Here is a 21,624-nt window from a genome sequence, read left to right on the forward strand (position 1 = left end):
CGGCATCCTGGGCTACCGCTTCATTGGCAACCACCTTTTTCCGCTCGGGTGCGCTCCGCGCACCACTCGCGGAAAAACGTGGGCGAAAAAGCCGCTCGCGCGCCGACGGCGCGCTCGCGGTACAACGGAGGTGACCGCCGCATGACGCTTGACATTGGAATTCTGGGCTACCGCTTCATGGGCAAGGCCCACTCGAACGCGCTGGATCGGCTCCCGATGTTCTTCCCCGACGCCCCGGAGACCAACCGGGACGTCATCGTCGGTCGCGACGAGGAGGCCCTCGCCGAGGCCGCGGACACGCTGGGCTTCGACCGCACTGCCACCGACTGGCGGGACGTCGTCGACGAGGTGGACGTCTTCTACAACCTCGGCCCGAACCACGTCCATCCCGAGCCCTCTGTCGCTGCGCTGGAGGCCGGCACGCCCGTCTTCTGCGAGAAGCCGCTGGCCCCGACGCTCTCCACCGCTGAGGAGATGGCCGACGCCGCCGCCGACGCCGGCGTCGTCGCCGGGACGGCCTTCAACTACCGGTTCGTGCCCGCCATCCGGTACGCGAAGGGACTGATCGAGGACGGCGAACTCGGCGAGATCCACCACTTCCGGGGGCAGTACCTCCAGGACTGGCTCGTCGACCCCAGTGCACCCTGGTCGTGGCGCAACGACGAGGAGATGGCCGGCAGCGGCGCGCTGGGCGACCTCGGAGCCCACACCGTCGACCTCGCGCACTTCCTGCTCGGGGACGCGGCGGGCGACATCACGGAGGTCAGCGGCCACCTCCGGACGTTCGTCGAGGAGCGGCCCGTCGGCGGCGGCGGCAGCCTGGAGGACTCCGGCGACGGCGACGCCACCGAGACCCGCGAGGTCACCGTCGACGACGCCTACAGCGCCCAGGTCGCCTTCGAGAACGGCGCCATGGGCACGCTGGAGGGCTCCCGCTTCGCCAACGGCCACAAGAACGCCCACACCATCGAGATCGAGGGCTCGAAGGGCGGCGTCAAGTTCGACCTCGAACGGCTGAACGAACTGCAGGTCAAGCGCGAGGGCTCCCGCGGCTACGAGCGCGTGCTCGTCACCGACGAGTCCGACCCCTACGTCGACCACTGGTGGCCGCCGGGCCACGTCATCGGCTGGGAACACCTGTTCGTCCACGAGAACTACGAGTTCCTCTCGGCCATCGCCGGCGACGGCGAGTTCGAGCCGAGCTTCCAGGACGGCCTGAAGGCCCAGCGCGTGCTCGACGCCATCGCCGAGAGCGACGAGCGCGGCGAGCGGGTCGCCCTGGAATAGCGGATCCTTTCGCCTTCTGTTCGGACGCCTTTTATCGTGCTATCGAGGGCGTGAACAGCCAGAATGCCCCCGGTCGTCGGCGGGCGCTTTCCGGCTGTTCTCAGTCGTCGATACTGCTACTGTCGAACCGACCGTTGCTATAGTAGAAATTGAACGCACTGACACACTCGAGGGGCCCCCGTGATGCCCTTCGATGTGTAAGTAGTTTCAATTTCTACTATAGCCGCCCCTCCCAATCCTTTAACCCGGAGACGGCGCCACCACCGTGTATGGCAGTCACCGAGCGGCTAGACGAGTATCTCTCCGAGAACGACCTCGAAGCGGTCTGGTTCGCGCGGCCGAACTCCTTCGCCTGGGTGACGGGCGGGGGCGACAACGTCGTGGACCGGGCCGGCGACGTCGGCGTGGCGGCGGCGGGCTACGACGGCGACGGGGTCACTGTCGTGACGGACAACATCGAGGCGCCGCGGCTGCGCGACGAGGAGCTGCCGGCGGACGCCACCGTCGAGGCGGTCCAGTGGTACGAGGACGGACTAGCCGAGGCCGTCGAGCGGGCCAGTCCGACGCCGGCCGCGGCGGACTTCGACGTGCCGGGGTTCGAGTCGGTCGACGCATCGGCGCTGCGCCAGCCCCTGACCGACGAGCAGATCGAGCAGTACCGATCGCTCTCTGAGGACGTGGCGGCGGCGGTGGAGTCGGTCGCGCGCGGGTGCTCGGCCGACGACACCGAACGCGAGGTGGCGGCCGAACTACGCCGGGCCATCGAAGCGGAGGGAGCGGGTACGCCGGTCGTCCTCGTCGGGAGCGGCGAGCGCGCCCAGCGGTATCGCCACTACACGCCGACGGACGTCGAACTAGGCGACTACGCCCTGCTGTCGGTCACCGCGGACCGGGACGGCCTGTTCGCCAGCACGACCCGGACCGTCGCGTTCGACGCGCCGGAGTGGCTGGCTGAGCGGACCCGGGACGCGATGCGCGTCGAGGCGACGGCGCTGGCCGCGACGCGCGAGGTCGGCAACGAAGGCGGCACCGCCGGCGACGTGTTCGAGGCGATTCAGGACGCGTACGCCGACCTCGGCTGGGAGGGCGAGTGGCGCAACCACCATCAGGGCGGCGCGGCGGGCTTCGCCGGCCGGGAGTGGATCGCCACGCCCGACCACGGCGCGCCGGTGGAGCTACCGATGGCCTACTCGTGGAACCCGACGGTCCAGGGGGCCAAGAGCGAGGACCTCCACCTGGTCACGGGCGACGACGTGGAACCCGTGACCGCGACCGGCGAGTGGCCGACCCGCGAGGTCTCGGCGATCGGCTACGACCTGACGCTGGAACGGCACGCCGTGCTGTCGCGGTGATCGGCGGGCGGGGACTACTCCTCGGGGCTCTCGCTGCCGACGCGGATGACCTGCATCAGCGAGTAGACGGGGACGCCCTCGATGTCGCCGAGGCCGCGCTTGTCGGCCATGACGACGCAGGCGACGGGGGTGCCGCCCTGGTCGCGGATGGCCTGGATCGTCTCCGTCATCGTGGTGCCGCTGGTGATGGTGTCGTCGACGACGTAGCAGTTGCGGCCCCGGATCTGGGCGAAGTTGCGCGAGAACGAGCCGTCGAGACCCTCGTCGCGTTCGTCGTCCCACTGGTGCTTGCTGGGGGCGTAGGTGCCCAGATCGGTCTCGAGTTCGCGCGCGACGGTCGTCGCAAGCGGCGCGCCGGCCTTCTCGACGCCGATGGTGAGGTCGACGTCTTCGCCCTGCTTCGAGAGGAGGTCGGCCATCGCCTTGCCCAGGTAGGAGAGGCGGGCGCTGTCCCGGCCGACGGCGCTCCAGTCGACGTGGATGTCGTGGGGTCCGCTGGCGGCGTCGATGGACGGCTCCTGCTCGGCGCCGCCCTGCTGGACGAGCCAGCTCGCCGTCTCGCGGGAGACGTTCAGCTCGTCGGCGATCTCGCCCTTCGAGAGACCGCGCTCGGCCAGTTCCGTGGCGCTCTCGATGAGGTCGTCGATGTTTTTCATACGTGGTAGTCGTCGGGGGAGGAATTAATACCCGGTGGGATCGAACCGCCGAGAGAGCGCCGGGGATCTCTCGTGCCCCACCGTTTCTCCGAAACCGATGGGACGGGCGTCGATCGACACAGATTTACACCGCCCGGTAATAGATTTGCCCGACTGGGCGGTGATGGCAGTCCGCCACGCTGGCGATACCGGCAGATCCCCCCACTCCCCACCCCCACTCCCCCCACGTCTGCCGATATACGACCCCATCACGCCCGGTCCTTTTTGCTACCTCTCGACGTGTCCCTCGCGCGGACAGTCGTGCGTCCCGCTGGCCGGGAGCATCGACCGCCCGATCAGCTCTGTGGCCGGGGAAGCGTCACGACCCGCTGCTGGCACTCCGGACAGACCAGCGTCTCCTGGGGCGTCTGCCGGGGATTCCTGTGGCCGCCGCAACACGACGCCGTCGAGGACGCCTCCAGCGGCGTCTCGCAGACCGGGCACTCCTCGAGGAACTGCCTGAGCGGCCGGGCCGCGGCGAGCGCCACCTCGTCGCGCACGCCGTCGGGCATCGCCCAGACGGCCGCCGCCTCGGCCACGGCGACGGGACGGGGCACGAGCCTCGACTGTCCCTGGACGTCGATCCAGCGGCCGTCGTCGGTCTCGACGGCCTCGGCGGCCTCGATCCCGGGGAACGACTCGACGGCCGCGACGAGTTCCGAGCCCGTCCGCAGCTGATCCATGCCGCCGTGCCAGAGCCGCTCGAACTCCTCGTCGAGGACGATCCGGTCGCCGTCCTCGCGGATCACGCCCGCCTCTCCCAGTCGCCGGAGCACCGCTTCCCCCGAGAGTTCGTTCGCGTCGGCGAGCGATCCGTCTCCGCCGGGCTGGCCGCCGTCGGGCGAGACCGCACCGTCCCGGTGGAACCAGGCGTCGGGGACGGGGAGTGCGGCCACGATGCGGGGCGCGAACTGCGGCGTGTACGGGACGACGTACCCCCGCAGTGCCACGAGAGCGAGGCCCGCGAGCGCCGCGCCGCCGGCGACGAACGGGCGGCCGACGGCGGCGAGGCCCGCAGTTACCAGCGCGACGACGGCGACGTTGACGACCGTACAGGGCATGCACCTGCGTTCGCCCGTGTAGTCCGGGTTCCTGAGGTGACCGACGACGTCCATGCCCCACAGTTGGACGGCGAGCCGCTTCAGCGTTGAGGCCGCGGCGGCGCCGGAGCGGTCGGTCCCGTCGGGGCCGGCGACACATCATTACTGTCGCCTCCGATACCCGTGCCGAGAGATGGCGATCCGTACGACGCCGCGGCCGGTCGCCGTCGGTGGCGGCCGGCGGCCGAGGCGTTCGACTGCCGGGTCGTCCGGACGTCCGGGAGGCCGGTCGAATACAGCGACGAGAATTTAACCCGGCGTGCGGAAGTGGCCACAAACTAATGAACGACGACGAACTGATCGCGGTGCTGGAGGACGCCGGGCTCTCCCCCTACCAGGCCGAGACGTACGTCACGCTGCTGGACCTGGGGAACGCCTCGGCCACCGACGTCGCCGACGCCTGCGACGTCCCCGACCCGCGAATCTACGACGTCCTCCGGGACCTGGAGTCGAAGGGGTACATCGAGACCTACCAGCAGGACACCCTGACCGCCCGGGCCCACGACCCCGAGGAGGTGCTCGACGACCTCCGCTCGCGCTCGAACCAGTACCTGACCGCCGCGGAGGCCATCGAGGACCGGTGGAACCAGCCGGCGATGGCCGAGCACGAGGTCAGCGTCGTCAAGCGGTTCGACACGGTCCTCTCCCGCGCCCGGGACGTCATCGAGGAGGCGGAGCACCAGGTCCAGCTCAGCGTGACCGCAGACCAGTTCGGACTGCTGGCGGACGAACTGGAAGCCGCTCGGGACCGGGGCGTCTACGTCAAACTGAGCCTCTCCACGCGGGACGGCAGAGACGCCCTCCCCGGCAGAGAGGAACTGGCGGCGACCTGCACCGAGGCCCGGTACCGGAACGTCCCGTCACCGTTCCTCGCGATCGCCGACCGGGCCTGGACCTGTTTCGCCCCCCACGAGCAGTCCGTCAACGAGTACGGCGTCCTCGTCAGCGACCGGGCCCACGCGTACGTCTTCCACTGGTTCTTCCAGACCTGTCTCTGGGAGATCTGGGAGACGATCTACACGGAGCGGACAGCGGACACGCCGCGGACCTACGTGGACCTGCGGGCCTGCATTCGCGACGTTCACCCGCTGCTCGACGACGGGGCGACGGTCCGCGCGACCGTCACCGGCCGCGACACCGAGACGAACGCCGAGCGGACGGTCAGCGGGGAGATCATCGGGATCGAGTACTCGGGTGAGTCGACCGACGACGACACCCTCCCGCTGGCCGAACTGTCCGGCCGGGCGAGCATCACCGTCGACACCGGCTCGGGGACGGTGTCCGCCGGCGGCTGGGGAGCGGTCATCGAGGAGATCGAGGCCACGTCGATCATCGTCACTGACGTCGAGTGACGCCGACTGTCGCGTCCCGCTCTCGTCTGTCCGACGCCGGAATCGACTGACGACGCCGCGACAACGGCCCGTGTGAATCGGGATTTACCAGTAGTTCTCGCCGCTTTCGTTTCCGAAAAGCGGTGCTACTCCCGCCAGCAACACCGACTGTATCCGACTAATTCGCAGCGCTGCAGCGTTAACGGTGGGTGTTATCCCGATCGCCGTTCGCGTTGCCTTCGACAACCAAAGGTGCAGAAATAACGGAATCGCCCCATAATGCGAGTCCGGCCCAGATCAAACTATGGAAATCGATCGGAAATAATCTCCAGTAATCCACACGAGCTATTCATTTACAACCACTGTAGTTAACTATTGGTAATGTTTAAGTACATCCGTCGCAACACATCGAAAGAGAATGTCTTCCAACGGCTCAGACGACGATAGAGAGCGTGGCAGCGTTTCGCGCCGCCGGTTCGTGTCCGCTGCGGGCGCCTCGGGTGTGGCCGCTGGACTGGCGGGCTGTGCCGAGTTCATCGGCGGTGGCGGCGACGGCGGCGATGGTGGCAATGGCGGCGACGGCGGACAGAACGGTACCACGACGGGCGACGCCGGCGGCGGCGAGACGACCACCGTTCGGTGGGGTATCGGTCCGACGGCAGTCGAGACGGCCGGCGAGGAGATGAAGACGGCACTCCACGAGGCCGGCGGTCTCAGCGACGACATCGAGATCGAGTGGGTGCCCAGCGCGCAGGACACCGGCGAGGTCCGGACGAACTACAACCGGATACTGGACTCCGGACAGGCGGAGCCGGACATCCTGCAGATGGACAACGGCTGGGTGAACGTGTTCATCCAGCGGGGCCTGATCCAGAACCTCTCGGAGACGCTGTCCGACGACACCCTCTCGACGATCGACGAGGAGTACTTCACCGGGTTCACCGACACGGCGCGGGATCCCGAATCCGGCGACCTGTACGGCGTCCCGCTGTTCCCGGACTTCCCGACGATGCAGTACCGCAAGGATCTCGTCGAGGAGGCCGGCTACGACCCCGAGGGCGAGAACTGGGCGACCGAGCCGATGACCTGGGAAGAGTGGTCGCACATCGCCGCCGACGTCTACGACAACGCGGACGTCGACTACGGGTTCACGACCCAGTGGGACATCTACGAGGGCACCGCCTGCTGTACCTTCAACGAGGTTCTGTCCTCGTGGGGCGGCGCCTACTTCGGCGGCCGCGAGAACCTCTTCGGCCCCATCGGCGAGCGTCCGATCACCGTCGACGAGCCGGAGGTGGTCAGCTCCCTCAACATGATGCGGAAGTTCGTCCACGACGAGGACTTCGGCGGGGAGTTCGAGAACTACGCCGGCGGGTTCACGCCGACGGACGTCCTCGGCTGGATCGAGGAGACGTCCCGGTCGCCGTTCGCACAGGGCAACGCCGTCTTCCACCGCAACTGGCCGTACTCGCTGGCGCTGACCGGCCGGAACCCGGAGGAGACCGAGGACCCCGCGCTCGGCGAGGACCTCGGTGCGATGCCGATTCCCTACGCCGTCCCCGAGAGCGAGGCGGCCCAGCCCGGCACCGGCGGCACCACGTCGGCACTGGGCGGCTGGCACCTGACGTTCAACCCCAACAGCAACAAGCTAGACGTGATCGAACAGGTCGTCCAGGCCGTCATGAGTCCGGACTTCGCGCTCGAACTGTTCCGGCTCCAGGGGTGGCTGCCGCCCCGGCCCGAACTGTTCAACTCCGACGAGGCCCAGAGCGTCGAACCCGTCGGTCGCTACCTGGAGACCCTGCAGGTGGCCGGCGAGAACGTGATGGCTCGCCCGGTCACGCCGGTCTGGAGCCAGGAATCGCAGGCCATCGCCCAGCAGGCCAACCGCGCCGTCGGACAGGAGGTGTCCTCCGAGCAGGCCATGTCGGCGCTCGCCTCGGACCTGGAGAACATCGAACAGGGCTGACGCATCGCGGGACAGATTAACAAAGGCAGTAGTTCATTATTTAATATGGTGATCGACAGGACATGACGGGTGATCCGGAATGAGTGCCGAGACACAGCGGCGAGAATCCGGGCGGTCGGGGCCGATCGTGGCGCTGACCCGGTGGATGGAGAATCTAAGCGACACCGCGTACGCGTACCTGCTGCTACTGCCGGTGTTCTTCCTCCTCGGGACCATCGCCATCTACCCGCTGCTGCGGACGTTCGAGATGTCACTGTTCGCGCAGACGTTCACCGGCCTCGGCGACTTCGTCGGACTGGACAACTACATCAACCTGTTCACCGGCGGCATGGAACGGTACCTGCCGGGCGAGCCGACGTTCCTGCCGAAGGCCTTCAGCGTCAGCGGACTGCTGACGAGCGCGCTGACCGTCACGGTCATCTTCGCCCTCATCAGCGTGTTCTTCGAGACCCTGATCGGGCTCGGACAGGCGCTGATCCTCGACCAGGACTTCTACGGTCGCCGCTGGATGCGGGCCGCGATCATCATCCCGTGGGCCGTTCCCATCGTCATCCAGGGGATGATCTTCTACCTGATGTTCCACCCGAGCGTCGGGTTCCTCACCCCGCCGCTGGCGGACCTGGGGCTCCTGGCGCCGACGAACACGCTCAACGACACGGCCAGCGCGACGTTCGTCGTCATCGTGGCCGACATCTGGAAGACCTCGGCGTTCATGGCGCTGCTGATCCTCGCCGGGCTCCAGAGCATCAATCGCGACCTCTACAACGTCGCGAAGGTCGCCGGAGCGAGCAAGTGGCAGCAGTTCAAGTACATCACGTTCCCGCTGATCCTGCCGACGGTCGGCGTCGCGGTGCTGTTCCGGGCCGTCGGGGCGCTGCGAATCTACGGCCTCATCGACATCGTGTCGAGCTGTACCGTCGTGCCGTCGCTGTCCTGTATGGTCGTGACGTCCTTTTTCAACGGCTTCAACGCGGCCGCCGCGACGATCGCGTTCACGACCGCGGCGATCATCGGGACCATCGTGATGGCACTGATCATCTGGCAGGGGGAGGACGCGATCTGACATGGCGACGGACATCGACACCGACGAACCGCAAGGACCGCTCAACAGGTGGACGCAGCGGGCCATCGACAACCCGGACCGCGTGTACCGCGCGCTGTTCTACACGGCGATGCTGTTCTTCGGCGTCACCACCCTGTTCCCGTTCTACTGGCTACTGGTGCTGGCGCTGACGCCGAACGCGCAGATCACCGGCGGCGGGTTCATCCCCGAGATCGACCTGTTCGGCGCGGACATCCCGTTCCCGCTGCCCGTGCCGCAGGGGTTCAACCCCGAGGCGTTCGTCGCCGTCTTCGAGCAGGTCCCCTTCCACCTGTACATGCTGAACAGCTTCACGCTGGCCGTCTCGACGACGATCATCGTGCTGGTGGTCTCCAGCCTCGCCGGCTACGTCTTCGGCCGGCTGGACTTCCCCGGTCGGGCGATCCTGATGCTCGCCATCCTGGCGATCAGCTACTTCCCGCCGGCGGCGTTCGTCGTCCCGCTGTACGACGTCTTCTCCGGCGGCGCGGTGACCATCCCCTTCACGGACGTCCCGCTGTTCACGTCGATCGAAGTACTGAACACGCCAGGCGCGATGGTGATGCCGTTCAGCGCGCTGTTCATGCCGCTCTCGATCTTCATCCTGACGACGTTCTACGCGCAGATCCCCGACGGCCTGGAGGACGCCGCCCGGGTCGAGGGGACGACGCGGCTCGGCGCGCTCTTCCGCGTGATCATGCCGCTGTCGGCCCCGGGCGTCGCCAGCGCCGCCGTGCTGACGTTCATCGCGGTGTACAACGAGTACTTCTTCAGCTCGATCATGGCGACCTCGCCGCAGCCAGGCAACTGGTCGCCAATCGTGGGCGGCATTCTCCGGTACCAGACCCAGTACACGACGTCGTTCAACCTGATGGCGGCGGCGAGCATCGTCGGCGTCCTGCCCGTCGTCATCCTGGTGGTCGTCGCGCAGGAGCGCATCGTCAGCGGACTGACAGCAGGAGCACTCAAGGAATAACAATGGCACGAGTCAAACTCGAACACGTCACGAAGCGCTACGACGACGGCGAAGGCGGCGTTGTCGCCGTCGACGACATGAACCTCGACATAGAGGACGGAGAGTTCGTCTGTCTGGTCGGCCCCTCGGGCTGCGGGAAGTCGACGACGATGGAGACCATCGCCGGTCTGACCCAGCCCACCGAGGGGACGGTCTACATCGGCGACAGGGACGTCACGAGGCTCCCGCCGAAGGACCGCGGGGTGGCGATGGTGTTCCAGAACATCGCCCTGTTCCCGCACATGGACGTCTACGACAACGTCAGCTTCGGCCTGCGGTTGCGAGACTACCCGCAGGACGAGATCGACCGCCGCGTCGAGCGGGCCGCGGACATCGTCCAGCTCGAGGGCATGCTCGACCGGATGCCCGACGAGATGTCCGGCGGCCAGCGCCAGCGCGTCGCCATCGCCCGCGCGATCGTCCGCGAGCCGGACGTCTTCCTGATGGACGAGCCGCTGGCCAACCTCGACGCGAAGCTGCGGGTCCACATGCGGACCGAACTCCAGCGCCTCCACAAGGAACTGGACACCACCATCGTCTACGTCACCCACGACCAGGCGGAGGCGATGACCATGTCCGATCGCATCGCCGTCATCGACTCGGGCGAACTCCAGCAGATCGACCCGCCGCTGGTCTGCTACAACGAGCCCGCGAACCTCTTCGTCGCCGGCTTCATCGGCTCACCGTCGATGAACTTCGTCGAAGGCACCGTCGACGAGAACGGCGTCGAGACCGAGCACTTCCACGTCGAGTTCGATCCCGCCACCATCGACGGCCTCGCCGTCGGCGACCAGGTGACGATGGGCGTCCGCCCCGAGAACGTCCACCCGGCGCGCGAGACGGACGAGATCGCGCACCCGTCGGCGCCGATCGACGCCAGGACGGACGTGCTGGAGCCGATGGGCGACGAGATCTTCGCCTACCTCCTGATGGGCGAGGGCGAGACCTCCATGGCCCAGGAGACGGCCTCCAGCGACCAGCTGCTGATGTCGATCGAGCCCGACTCGCCCATCCAGGAGGACGACGACATCCAGGTCGTCCTCGACCGGGAGAAGATCCACCTGTTCGACGCGGCGACCGGCGACGCGCTGACCCACGACCTCGTCTCGCCGACCGGCGGCGAGCCGGCGGACACGCGCGCGGAGACGGACGACTGATGGCCGCGGACGTCGTCGCCGCCGTCTACTGGGGCGGCATGGTGGTCCTGTTCTTCTTCTGGGTCTACGGGATCGTCTCCTTTGCCCGGGACCTCAGGTACAAGTACATCCCGGCCGTCCTTCGGTATAGACGCGGGCGTAAAGAGCTGGAGGAAAAACGCGAGGAGGAGCGGGAACGCGAAGAAAAGGAACAACAGCTGTACTGAATTCCTTGCATTTATTATCAGCACCACGGGAGCTACGTCCATGACGGCCATCGAAGACTTGCGCCTTGGGTTCATCGGCCTCGGGAACATCGCTCACTTCCACGCGGACGCGGTTCGCGAGGTCGGCGCCATCGTCGCGGCCGGGACCGACATCGAGGAGGCGGCGCGCCGAACGTTCGCCGAGGAGTACGGGGCGGAGACGTTCGCCGATCCCCAGAAGATGTTCGAGACGGTGGACGCCGTCATCGTCTCGACGCCGAACCGCTTCCACGAGGAGTACGTCGTAGCCAGCCTCGAGGCGGGCGTCGACGTGCTCGTCGAGAAGCCGCTGGCGCACACGCTGGAGAGCGCCGAGCGGGTCGTGGAGACGGCCGAGGAGTCAGACGCCTTCTGCATGGTCGGCTTCCACAACCGCTTCCGGGACCCCGTCAAGGTCCTCAACCAGTACCGCCTCGACGGCGACATGGGCGAGGTCAACCACATCGAGGCGAACTACGTCCGCCGCCGCGGCGTCCCGGGGCGGGGCAGCTGGTTCACCCGCAAGGAGGTCTCCGGCGGCGGCTCCGTCATCGACATCGGGACCCACGCGCTCGACCTCGGCCTGCACCTCATGGGCTTCCCCGAGGTCCACGAAGTCTCCGCCCAGACGCGTTCGCAGTTCGGCACCGAGGAGGACTACACCTACATCGACATGTGGGGCGAGGACCAGGGCTCGGGCGCCTTCGACGTCGACGACTCCGCGACGGCCTTCGTCCGCTGCGAGGGCGGCAAGACCCTCTCGCTGGAGGTCGCCTGGGCGACGAACCGACACCCCACCCAGGAGATCGTGATCCGGGGCACCGGCGCGGGCGCGCACCTCGATATGGCCACCGACTCCCTGGAGGTCCTGGAGACGACGCCGCAGGGCGCGTCCCACCACCGGGACATCGAGATCGAGACGGCCGGCGACGAACCCCACGCCGTCGAGGAGGAGTATTTCCTCGAACACGTCGCCCGGGACGAACACCCCGAGATGAACACCGTCGAGGAGGCGTTCGTCGTCCAGAAGATCATGGACGCCATCTACCGGTCCAGCGAGCGCGGCGAAGCCGTCACCGTTCGCTGAGCGGGCGTTCACCGCGACGCCCCGCCCGGCGCGGCGGCCGTTGTAAAGACTTAATTCGGAATCGAGTTACTAACTCAGTATGAAAGCCGTTGCCATCCGTCGCGGGAGCGACGAACCGGAACTGATCGAAAAGCCCCGGCCGGAGCCGGCCGACGGGGAGGCGCTCGTCCGGACGCTCCGGGTCGGCGTCGACGGGACCGACCACGAGGTCCTCAGCGGGTCCCACGGCGGCTTCCCCGAGGACGAGGACCACATGGTCCTCGGCCACGAGGCCGTCGGCCGCGTCGAGGACCCCAACGGCACCGGGCTCGACGAGGGCCAGCTCGTCGTCCCGACCGTCCGCCGGAAGCCCAACGGCGAGACCAACGAGTACTTCCGCCGCGGCGAGCCGGACATGGCCCCCGACGGCGCCTACCACGAGCGGGGCATCGTCGGCGACCACGGCTACATGTCCGAGTACTTCACCAGCCCGGCTGACTTCCTGATTCCCATCCCCGAGGACCTGGCCGAGTACGGCGTCTTCGTCGAGCCGCTCTCGAACACCGAGAAGGCCCTCGAACACGCCCGCGCCTCCCGGTCCGCGTTCGAGTGGCGGCCCGAGGCCGCCGCCGTGCTGGGCAACGGTCCGCTGGGACTGCTGACGCTGTGGCAGCTCACACAGGAGTTCGACCGGACCTACTGCCTCGGCCGGCGCGACCGGCCCGACCCCACGCTGGAGTTCATCGACGAGGTCGGCGCGACCTACGTCGACTCGCGGGAGACGCCCGTCGACGAGATTCCCGACGAGCACGAGGCGCTGGACTTCGTCTACGAGGCCACGGGCTACGCGCCCCACGCGTTCCAGACCATCCAGGCGCTCGCGCCCAACGGCGTCGGCGCGCTGCTGGGCATCCCGGACTCGTGGGAGTTCGAGGTCGACGGCGGCCAGCTGCACAACGACATCGTCCTCCACAACAAGTGCATCCTCGGCTCGGTCAACGCCGGTATCAACCACTTCGACGGCGCCGTCGACACCGTCTCCGCGATGCCCGACGACCTCCTAGATCACCTGATCACGACCGTCACCGATCCCGAAGACGTCGACCCGGCCTTCGAGGACGGCGACGACCAGATCAAGGCCGTCGTCGAGTTCGAGTCGCCGTAGGCGCCGCTTTCTCCCGCAACCCCGGTCGGGGGATGCGGAGTAGTCGACCCCGACCGGCCTCCATCGTCGGAACGCTCATGTGGGGGGTCGGCTAATCCCCGCCCATGCCAGGCGACGACCTCCGGGACGCCATCGAGCGGGTGATCACCGTCTTCGACCTCGGGGAGTACGAGGTCACGGCGTACCTGGCGGTCCTGGAACACGGCGAACTGACCGCATCGGAACTGGCCGACCGCACGGACATCCCTCAGCCACGGGTCTACGACACCGTCCGGAGCCTCAGCGACGTCGGCCTCGTCGAACTGAAGGACACCCGGCCCATGAAGGTGCTCGCGATCGACCCGCGAGACGCCTTCGAGGGAGTACAGCAGTCGCTCGACGACCTCGTCGACGACCTCTCCCAGCGCTACACCGAGCCAACGCGCAAGCCCGAGGCCGTGTCGCTGGTCAAGTCCAAGCCGACCATCCTCCGGTACCTCGAGGACGTCATCGGAGCCGCCGAGTACGAACTGATGCTCTCGCTGACGCCGCGCCTGCTGGAGCGATACGCGGACACGCTCGCCGAGCGCCAGTCCGATGGCGTGGCCATCGAGGTGGTTGTCTCGCCCGCGGAGGAGGCGCCCGATCCCGACTCGTTCGACTACCACTCGGTCGCCTCGACCGTCAAGGGACGTCGCGGTATCACGACGCCGATCATCGCGGTGGCCGACGGGAGCTACTCGCTGTACGCCAGCCGCGAGAGCGTCCAGGGGAGCAACGACCGCTACGGCGTCATCTTCAACCGCTCCGAACTCGGCTTTCTGATCTCCGGGTTCCTCAACACGGTCATCTGGACCACCGCGGAGGTCATCACCGCCGACGGCGAGCACCTGCCCTTCCCGCGGAAGTACGGTACCATCCGCCGGGCCATCTCCGACATCCAGTCCCTGGAGGGCGACTTCTACGCCACCGTCGAGGGCCGGGACGTCGAGTCGGGCGAGCACTGGGTCCTCGAGGGGCGGATCGGCGAGGTGGAGTTCGGCACCAACCGCGAGGTCGCGACGATGACCGTCGAGACCGACGACGGGGAGGTCGCTGTCGGCGACCGGGTTGCCGCCTACGAGGACATCGAGGCCTTCGAGATAGCCGTCGGACGGGACTCGCCGCCGGGGCTGTGACGGTCACCCCTGATTTTGGCCAACCTAAAAGTTCAAGGCGATCCAGTGGTGAGTGGCTGGTAATGCACCAGCAGGCCGACCAGTCGGACGCGACGGGCGCGTCGGACGAGTACACGTTCGACGACCTGTCGGTCGTCATGGGTACGTACAACGAGGAGGAGGCCATCGGAACCGTTCTCTCGGACATCGACGAGGTCACGGACGGCCGGGCCGAGGTCGTCTGCGTCGACGGCTCCAGCGACCGGACGCCGGAGATCGCGCGCGACCACGGGGCCCGGGTCATCGAGCAGGAACCCCAGGGGTACGGCGTGGCCGTCCGCGAGGCGCTGCTCGCCGCCGATCGCCCCGTCGTCGTCACGACCGACTGCGACGACACCTATCCGATGGAGCGCCTACCGGACCTCCTCGAGGAGATCAACGACGGGGCCGACGTCGTCAGCGGGGACCGCCTCTACTGGGGGGCGGACGCCATGCCCGACGTCAACCGTCTGGGCAACCGGGCGTTCGCACTGCTCGCGAGCGCCCTGATGGGCGAGCGCGTCCACGACACGACAACCGGCATGCGCGCGTACAGGCGCGAGGTGATCCGGAAGATCCGATGGACGGAGAACACCGGACTCTCCGCCGAACTGCTCGTCCGCCCCCTCATGCGGGAGTACGACGTGCGTGAGGTCCCCATCGAGTACCGCGAGCGCGCCGGAGAGACGAAACTCGACCCGCTCTCCGGAGGCGCGGCCATCGCGAAGTCCATCGTGAAGGTCTGCCTGGAAGAGCAGCTCAGATAGCCGAGCGCCGGCGTCGCGTCGTTCTCACGGACACGGACCGTCCGTACGCGACGTCTCGTGACACGTCTCTTCCCGCTGCACGCGCAGGTCGCGGCGCGACCGTCGATCCGGTCCGCTTCCCGCCGGTAACGTCGCCCTATCCCGCGAGATCGACTTTTATACCCCGTGTGAGACTCATTCCCCAACCGATCCCTTTGTCCTCCCTTCTCACGGCCGTTTCGAGACGACGGGTTTATCCGTCACCCACCCATCGGAATGAATGCGAAGGTCGCGCCGGGGTGACCCGGCGAGGTCCGGCCGGTTCGTCTCTGACAACTCCGGCCGGTCCGAGCGAGAGCGCGTCGCGCTGACGTCACGTCAGCCGCCTCTCGCGAACCGATGAGGATTCCAGCCCTGCGGTCCGCCGTACAGGAGGAATCTGATATGAGCCCTGACGGACCCAACACAATGGCACTGATATGGATATCAGTGTGACGCTTCCAATGGAGTGTAACCACTTCCGCCGCTGGTGTATGCCAGCACATTCCGGTTGATCCTGCCGGAGGCCATTGCTATCGGAGTCCGATTTAGCCATGCTAGTCGTACGGGTTTAGACCCGTGGCAGATAGCTCAGTAACACGTGGCCGAACTGCCCTACAGATCGGGATAACCTCGGGAAACTGAGGCCAATCTCGAATACGGCTGCCAGGTTTGAACACCGGCAGCCGGAAACGCTCCGGCGCTGTAGGATGTGGCTGCGGCCGATTAGGTAGACGGTGGGGTAACGGCCCACCGTGCCGATAATCGGTACAGGTTGTGAGAGCAAGAGCCTGGAGACGGTATCTGAGACAAGATACCGGGCCCTACGGGGCGCAGCAGGCGCGAAACCTTTACACTGCACGCCAGTGCGATAAGGGGACTCCGAGTGCGAGGGCATAGCGCCCTCGCTTTTCTGTACCGTAGGGTGGTACAGGAACAAGGACTGGGCAAGACCGGTGCCAGCCGCCGCGGTAATACCGGCAGTCCGAGTGATGGCCGATCTTATTGGGCCTAAAGCGTCCGTAGCCCGCCGTGCAAGTCCATCGGGAAATCGGCTCGCCTAACGAGCCGGCGTCCGGTGGAAACTGCTCGGCTTGGGGCCGGGAGACTCGACGGGTACGTCCGGGGTAGGAGTGAAATCCTATAATCCTGGACGGACCACCGATGGCGAAAGCACGTCGAGAGACCGGACCCGACGGTGAGGGACGAAAGCTGGGGTCTCGAACCGGATTAGATACCCGGGTAGTCCCAGCTGTAAACGATGCCTGCTAGGTGCGCCGCTCGCCACGAGCGCGCGGTGTGCCGCAGCGAAGGCGCTAAGCAGGCCGCCTGGGAAGTACGTCCGCAAGGATGAAACTTAAAGGAATTGGCGGGGGAGCACCACAACCGGAGGAGCCTGCGGTTTAATTGGACTCAACGCCGGACATCTCACCGGTCCCGACAGTAATGATGACGGTCAGTTTGACGATCTTACCCGACGTTACTGAGAGGAGGTGCATGGCCGCCGTCAGCTCGTACCGTGAGGCATCCTGTTAAGTCAGGTAACGAGCGAGACCCGTGTCCGTAATTGCCAGCGATACCCTTGTGGTAGTCGGGTACATTACGGAGACCGCCGACGCTAAGTCGGAGGAAGGAGCGGGCAACGGTAGGTCAGCATGCCCCGAATGGGCCGGGCAACACGCGGGCTACAATGGTCGGGACAACGGGTTCCAATACCGAGAGGTAGCGGTAATCCCTGAAACCCGATCGTAGTTCGGATTGTGGGCTGAAACTCGCCCACATGAAGCTGGATTCGGTAGTAATCGCGTGTCAGAAGCGCGCGGTGAATACGTCCCTGCTCCTTGCACACACCGCCCGTCAAAGCACCCGAGTGAGGTCCGGATGAGGCCTGGATTCCCAGGTCAAATCCGGGCTTCGCAAGGGGGCTTAAGTCGTAACAAGGTAGCCGTAGAGGAATCTGCGGCTGGATCACCTCCTACTGACCGGGACCTGGCCTTCGGGCCAGGCCCACCTACAGGGGCTGTCCTCGTGACAGCCCCGCCGTGTTGGGCCCGTCAGGGCTCGCCGAGATCCATCCGAGGCGGATGTCCCCGTTCGGGGATGTCGGGTGCAACTCCCGGCGGATCCGTTTCCCGTACTGCGATTCGAACCGTGTTCCTTAAGTGGGACACTCGGTTTGGTCGTGGTACGAACGATCGATGCACCGCCCCGTGCGAGCGAGGGCGGGAAGGGTCGATGCACGCACTGCCGCCACAGGCGTGTAAATGACACCGTGTGTACGTGCGCTCCAGGCGTCCACTGGACGTGGTCGCCGCATACTGCTCAGTGTGCTTGTCACACAGAGCATCGAGATCCAAGTGGCTGTAACGCCACCTGGTGGATGGCTCGGCTCGAGAGCCGACGAAGGACGTGCCAAGCTGCGATAAGCCTGAGGGACCCGCACGGAGGGGAAGAACTCAGGATTTCCGAATGAGAATCTCCATCGCAATTGCTTCGCGCAATGGGGAACGCCGGGAATTGAAACATCTCAGTACCGGCAGGAAGAGAAAACGAACGTGATACCGTTAGTAACCGCGCGTGAACGCGGCACAGCCCAAACCGAAGCCCTCACGGGCAATGTGGTGTACGGGCTGGCTCCCATCGTCGGACGGTTTTCGTGAAGTCTTCTGGAACGAAGCGCGAAACAGGGTGAAAGCCCCGTAACGAAGATCGGTACGACGTGCGCCAGTACCGGAGTATCGTGGGTTGGATATCCCGCGAGAATCGAGGCCGGCATCGTACGGCCAAGGCTAAACACTTCTCGAGACCGATAGCGAACAAGTAGCGCGAGCGAACGCTGAAAAGCACCCTCAGAAGGGAGGTGCAATAGGGCCTGAACTCAGGTGGTTATCGAGCGACGGGGCACGAAAGGCTCTGCGGGAAACGACCCGGACGCGAGTCCGCAGTAGGAACCACAGAGAGCCGGTGTTCCGTCGTGCGTTTTGAAAAACGAGCCAGGGAGTGTGTCTGCGAGGCGAGTCTAACCGGTTCATCCGGGAAGGCATAGGGAAACCGACACGACCGCAGCGCTTTGCGCCAGGGTCGCCGTCTTCAAGGGCGGGGAGTCCCGCGGACACGACCCGAAACCGGACGATCTACGCGTAGGCAGGGCGAAGCGTGCCGAAAGGCGCGTGGAGGCCCGTTAGAGTTGGTGTCTTACAATACCCTCTCGTGACCTACGTGTAGGGGTGAAAGGCCCATCGAGTCCGGAAACAGCTGGTTCCGACCGAAACATGTCGAAGCATGACCTCCGCCGAGGTAGTTCGTGGGGTAGAGCGACCGATTGGATGGACCGCCCTCGAGAGAGGTCGGCCATCCTGTCGAACTCCAAACTCACGAACGCTGTCGACGCGGGGAGTCCGGTGCGCGGGGTAAGCCTGTGTACCATGAGGGAGACAACCCAGAGTCGGGTTAAGGTCCCAAAGTGCAGACTAAGTGCGATCGAAGGTGGTCTCGAGCCCTAGACAGCCGGGAGGTGAGCTTAGAAGCAGCTACCCTCCAAGAAAAGCGTAACAGCTTACCGGCCGAGGTTCGAGGCGCCGAAAATGATCGGGGCTCAAGTCTGCCACCGAGACCTGACCGCAGGAGTCAGATCCTGACCGCGTAGGTCGGCGCTCCGATCGGATGGAAGCTCGGGCGAGAGCTCGCGTGGACCGATCGGTGACGACAATCCTGGCCATAGTAACAGCCAAAATCGGGTGCGAACCCCGATGGTCTCAAGGGCAAGGGTTCCTCAGCACTGCCAATCAGCTGAGGGTTAGCCGGTCCTAAGTCTCACCGTAACTCGAATGAGACGACATGGGAAGCTGGTTAATATTCCAGCGCCACCATGCATTCAAAGCCGACGCCCAGGGGTAGTCCGAGCCGGGCCATCGCCCGGTCCAACCGCTCAAGCTCGTGGAAGCCGTAATGGCACGAAGCGAGCGAACGGCGGGACGGCGAAAGTCAGACCGACCTTGGGCCCGTGAAAAGGCGAGCATGGTGTCCGTACCGAGATCCGACACAGGTGCCCTGGCTGCGAAAGCCAAGACCAACGGGAGCAACCGGCGTTAGGGAATTCGGCAATCTAGTCCCGTACCTTCGGAAGAAGGGATGCCTGCTCCGGAACGGAGCAGGTCGCAGTGACTCGGAGGTTCCGACTGTCTAGTAACAACATAGGTGACCGCAAATCCGCAAGGACTCGTACGGTCACTGAATCCTGCCCAGTGCGGGTATCTGAACGCCCAGTACAATGGGTAGAAGGACCCGTCAACGGCGGGGGTAACTATGACCCTCTTAAGGTAGCGTAGTACCTTGCCGCTTCAGTAGCGGCTTGCACGAATGGATTAACGAGAACCTCACTGTCCCAACGCTGGGCCCGGTGAACTGTACGTTCCAGTGCGGAGTCTGGAGACCCCCAGGGGGAAGCGAAGACCCTATAGAGCTTTACTGCAGGCTGTCGTTGTGGTGTGGCCGCTAGTGTGCAGGGTAGGTAGGAGACGCTACACAGGTGCGTGCGCCAGCACGTCGCCGAGTCACTCATGAAACACTACCCACTAGTGGCCGCGCCGCTCACTCCGGGAGGAGGACATAGATAGCCGGGCAGTTTGACTGGGGCGGTACGCGCTCGAAATGATATCGAGCGCGCCCCAAGGCCATCTCAGCCGGGACGGAGACCCGGCGAAGAGTGCAAGAGCAAAAGATGGCTTGACAGTGTTCTTCCCAACGAGGAACGCTGACGCGAAAGCGTGGTCTAGCGAACCAATTCGCCTGCTCGGTGCGGGCAATTGATGACAGAAAAGCTACCTTAGGGATAACAGAGTCGTCACTCGCAAGAGCACATATCGACCGAGTGGCTTGCTACCTCGATGTCGGTTCCCTCCATCCTGCCCGTGCAGCAGCGGGCAAGGGTGAGGTTGTTCGCCTATTAAAGGAGGTCGTGAGCTGGGTTTAGACCGTCGTGAGACAGGTCGGCTGCTATCTACTGGGGGTGTGAAGGCATCTGACGGGAACGTTCGTATAGTACGAGAGGAACTACGAACGGTGGCCACTGGTGTACCGGTTGTCCGAGAGGGCAGCTGCCGGGCAGCCACGCCACACGGGGTAAGAGCTGAACGCATCTAAGCTCGAAACCCACCTGGAAAAGAGATGCCGTCCGAGGTCCCTCGTACAAGACGAGGTCGATAGACTCGGGATGTACGCGCCGAGGTGACGAGGCGTTCAGTCCGCGAGCACTAACAGACCGACTGCCACACATTCATAGTCTCTGACCGGTGACGGTCAGCAGACGCCAGGCGCCCACGTCCAGGCGCAATCTGGAGCGCACGTATACACGGAGTTCGACCGATCACTGGCCCATGCGCGGTTCGATTCCGCGGATCGGCGTTCAGGCGGCCACAGCGGCGGGGCAACACCCGTACCCATCCCGAACACGGAAGTTAAGCCCGCCTGCGTTCCGGCGAGTACTGGAGTGCGCGAGCCTCTGGGAAATCCGGTTCGCCGCCTACCACTCATACTTCATCACCCCTCGAACAGCAGCGGCGCTGTTCGGGGGGTTTCGCATTTCGAACCCGGCCAGTCGCCACGCTGGTCGGGGTTTCGTATTTCGAACAGCGGCAGCACTAATCGAAGTCGACGTTTCGAACGGACAGTGACGACGGTCGTCGGGGTGCGTCTACTCCGGGGGCTGTCGATAGCTGGTGGCCCCGCCGGGGTAGCCCTGTGGGTTCTCGAGTCCGACCAGCTCGCCCCCGGTGGGCGTCGTGTACAGCGCGTACTGGAGGTCGTTCACGAGGTAGTAGCGGACGCGCTCGCGGTCGGTGCCGTCGGGAGCGGCGTCGGCGACGTCGACGCCCATCCGGCGGAGCAGGTCGTCACGCGCGTCCGGATCCTGCTCTCGGAAGGGGCCGTCGGCCCAGGAATCGGCGTAGTCGTCGAGTGCGGCGATCGCCTCGTGCACGCCGGCGGCGTAGTCGGGCCGGTCGGCGACGCGGCCGACGACGTAGCGTTCGACGAACGCGTCGATTCCGGACACGGCGTCGGGATAGATCGTCTTGGCGAGAGCGGTCAGCGTGTCGCGCTCGGCCGGGGTGAAGCCCTCGCGGTCCGGGTCGGCTTCGAGTCGGTCCCAGGCGAGCGCGCCGGCACCGACGGCGCCGAGTGCGACGAGCGCGTCGCGCCTGGTGAGTTCGTGATCGGTCATGG

15 protein-coding genes and 3 rRNA genes are annotated in these 21,624 nt (G+C 65.8%); 15 read left to right on the plus strand and 3 right to left on the minus strand.

The window, feature by feature from the left end; all coding sequences use genetic code 11:
* Nucleotides 1–141 precede the first annotated feature (141 nt).
* A complete protein-coding gene (locus LCY71_RS16230) occupies nucleotides 142–1,287 on the plus strand; it encodes a Gfo/Idh/MocA family protein (protein ID WP_225334187.1) in 1,146 nt (381 codons plus the stop codon).
* 269 nt (nucleotides 1,288–1,556) lie between these two features.
* Nucleotides 1,557–2,639 carry a M24 family metallopeptidase gene (locus LCY71_RS16235; RefSeq protein ID WP_225334188.1) on the plus strand — a complete coding sequence of 361 codons (1,083 nt, stop codon included), beginning with the start codon at nucleotides 1,557–1,559 and terminating at the stop codon, nucleotides 2,637–2,639.
* A 14-nt stretch (nucleotides 2,640–2,653) separates the two neighbouring features.
* On the opposite strand, the gene gfcR is transcribed toward LCY71_RS16235, so the two are convergent.
* Together gfcR and LCY71_RS16245 are read right to left on the minus strand one after the other, a co-directional pair.
* Nucleotides 2,654–3,295, minus strand: coding sequence for a transcriptional regulator GfcR (gene gfcR / locus LCY71_RS16240; RefSeq protein WP_225334189.1), 642 nt, complete (start codon nucleotides 3,293–3,295; stop codon nucleotides 2,654–2,656).
* Nucleotides 3,296–3,630: 335 nt separating this feature from the next.
* The gene (locus LCY71_RS16245; protein ID WP_225334190.1) at nucleotides 3,631–4,449 is read right to left on the minus strand and encodes a DUF8054 domain-containing protein; all 819 of its coding nucleotides are present in this window, start codon (nucleotides 4,447–4,449) and stop codon (nucleotides 3,631–3,633) included.
* 266 nt (nucleotides 4,450–4,715) lie between these two features.
* Here LCY71_RS16245 and LCY71_RS16250 point away from each other — a divergent pair, with 266 nt between their 5' ends.
* From LCY71_RS16250 to rrf, 13 genes are all read left to right on the plus strand, one after another.
* Nucleotides 4,716–5,786: a TrmB family transcriptional regulator gene (locus tag LCY71_RS16250; RefSeq protein WP_225334191.1), complete on the plus strand. Its 1,071-nt coding sequence runs from the start codon at nucleotides 4,716–4,718 to the stop codon at nucleotides 5,784–5,786.
* A gap of 397 nt (nucleotides 5,787–6,183) precedes the next feature.
* Nucleotides 6,184–7,734 (plus strand): extracellular solute-binding protein, encoded by a 1,551-nt coding sequence (locus LCY71_RS16255; RefSeq protein ID WP_225334192.1) that lies wholly within the window; start codon nucleotides 6,184–6,186, stop codon nucleotides 7,732–7,734.
* 79 nt (nucleotides 7,735–7,813) lie between these two features.
* Nucleotides 7,814–8,797: a carbohydrate ABC transporter permease gene (locus tag LCY71_RS16260; protein ID WP_225334193.1), complete on the plus strand. Its 984-nt coding sequence runs from the start codon at nucleotides 7,814–7,816 to the stop codon at nucleotides 8,795–8,797.
* Nucleotide 8,798: 1 nt separating this feature from the next.
* On the plus strand, nucleotides 8,799–9,791 hold the full coding sequence (locus LCY71_RS16265) for a carbohydrate ABC transporter permease (protein WP_225334194.1): 993 nt from the start codon (nucleotides 8,799–8,801) through the stop codon (nucleotides 9,789–9,791).
* Between the two features lie 2 nt (nucleotides 9,792–9,793).
* Entirely contained in the window at nucleotides 9,794–10,987 is a 1,194-nt protein-coding gene (locus LCY71_RS16270; RefSeq protein ID WP_225334195.1) for an ABC transporter ATP-binding protein, read from the plus strand.
* Nucleotides 10,987–11,193: a DUF8005 family protein gene (locus LCY71_RS16275; protein WP_225334196.1), complete on the plus strand. Its 207-nt coding sequence runs from the start codon at nucleotides 10,987–10,989 to the stop codon at nucleotides 11,191–11,193. The genes LCY71_RS16270 and LCY71_RS16275 overlap by 1 nt, the downstream gene beginning before the upstream one ends.
* Nucleotides 11,194–11,233: 40 nt before the next feature.
* The gene (locus tag LCY71_RS16280; RefSeq protein WP_225334197.1) at nucleotides 11,234–12,298 is read left to right on the plus strand and encodes a Gfo/Idh/MocA family protein; all 1,065 of its coding nucleotides are present in this window, start codon (nucleotides 11,234–11,236) and stop codon (nucleotides 12,296–12,298) included.
* 79 nt (nucleotides 12,299–12,377) lie between these two features.
* Nucleotides 12,378–13,442, plus strand: a complete 1,065-nt coding sequence (locus LCY71_RS16285; RefSeq protein WP_225334198.1) for a glucose 1-dehydrogenase — start codon at nucleotides 12,378–12,380, stop codon at nucleotides 13,440–13,442.
* A 104-nt stretch (nucleotides 13,443–13,546) separates the two neighbouring features.
* The gene (gene trmB, locus LCY71_RS16290; protein WP_225334199.1) at nucleotides 13,547–14,599 is read left to right on the plus strand and encodes an HTH-type sugar sensing transcriptional regulator TrmB; all 1,053 of its coding nucleotides are present in this window, start codon (nucleotides 13,547–13,549) and stop codon (nucleotides 14,597–14,599) included.
* 62 nt (nucleotides 14,600–14,661) lie between these two features.
* Nucleotides 14,662–15,384 carry a dolichyl-phosphate hexose transferase gene (locus tag LCY71_RS16295; protein ID WP_225334200.1) on the plus strand — a complete coding sequence of 241 codons (723 nt, stop codon included), beginning with the start codon at nucleotides 14,662–14,664 and terminating at the stop codon, nucleotides 15,382–15,384.
* 522 nt (nucleotides 15,385–15,906) lie between these two features.
* Nucleotides 15,907–17,379 (plus strand): 16S ribosomal RNA (locus tag LCY71_RS16300).
* Nucleotides 17,380–17,754: 375 nt separating this feature from the next.
* Nucleotides 17,755–20,678 (plus strand): 23S ribosomal RNA (locus LCY71_RS16305).
* Between the two features lie 128 nt (nucleotides 20,679–20,806).
* Nucleotides 20,807–20,928 (plus strand): 5S ribosomal RNA (gene rrf, locus LCY71_RS16310).
* The 16S, 23S and 5S rRNA genes sit together here, the layout of an rRNA operon.
* 166 nt (nucleotides 20,929–21,094) lie before the next feature.
* Here rrf and LCY71_RS16315 read toward each other — a convergent pair.
* Complete coding sequence (locus tag LCY71_RS16315; RefSeq protein WP_225334201.1) at nucleotides 21,095–21,622, minus strand: gluconate 2-dehydrogenase subunit 3 family protein; 528 nt, start codon at nucleotides 21,620–21,622, stop codon at nucleotides 21,095–21,097.
* Nucleotides 21,623–21,624: the final 2 nt, after the last annotated feature.

Origin of the sequence: Halomicrobium urmianum (assembly GCF_020217425.1) — an archaeon.
In the GTDB taxonomy this organism is placed as follows: Archaea; Halobacteriota; Halobacteria; order Halobacteriales; family Haloarculaceae; genus Halomicrobium; species Halomicrobium urmianum.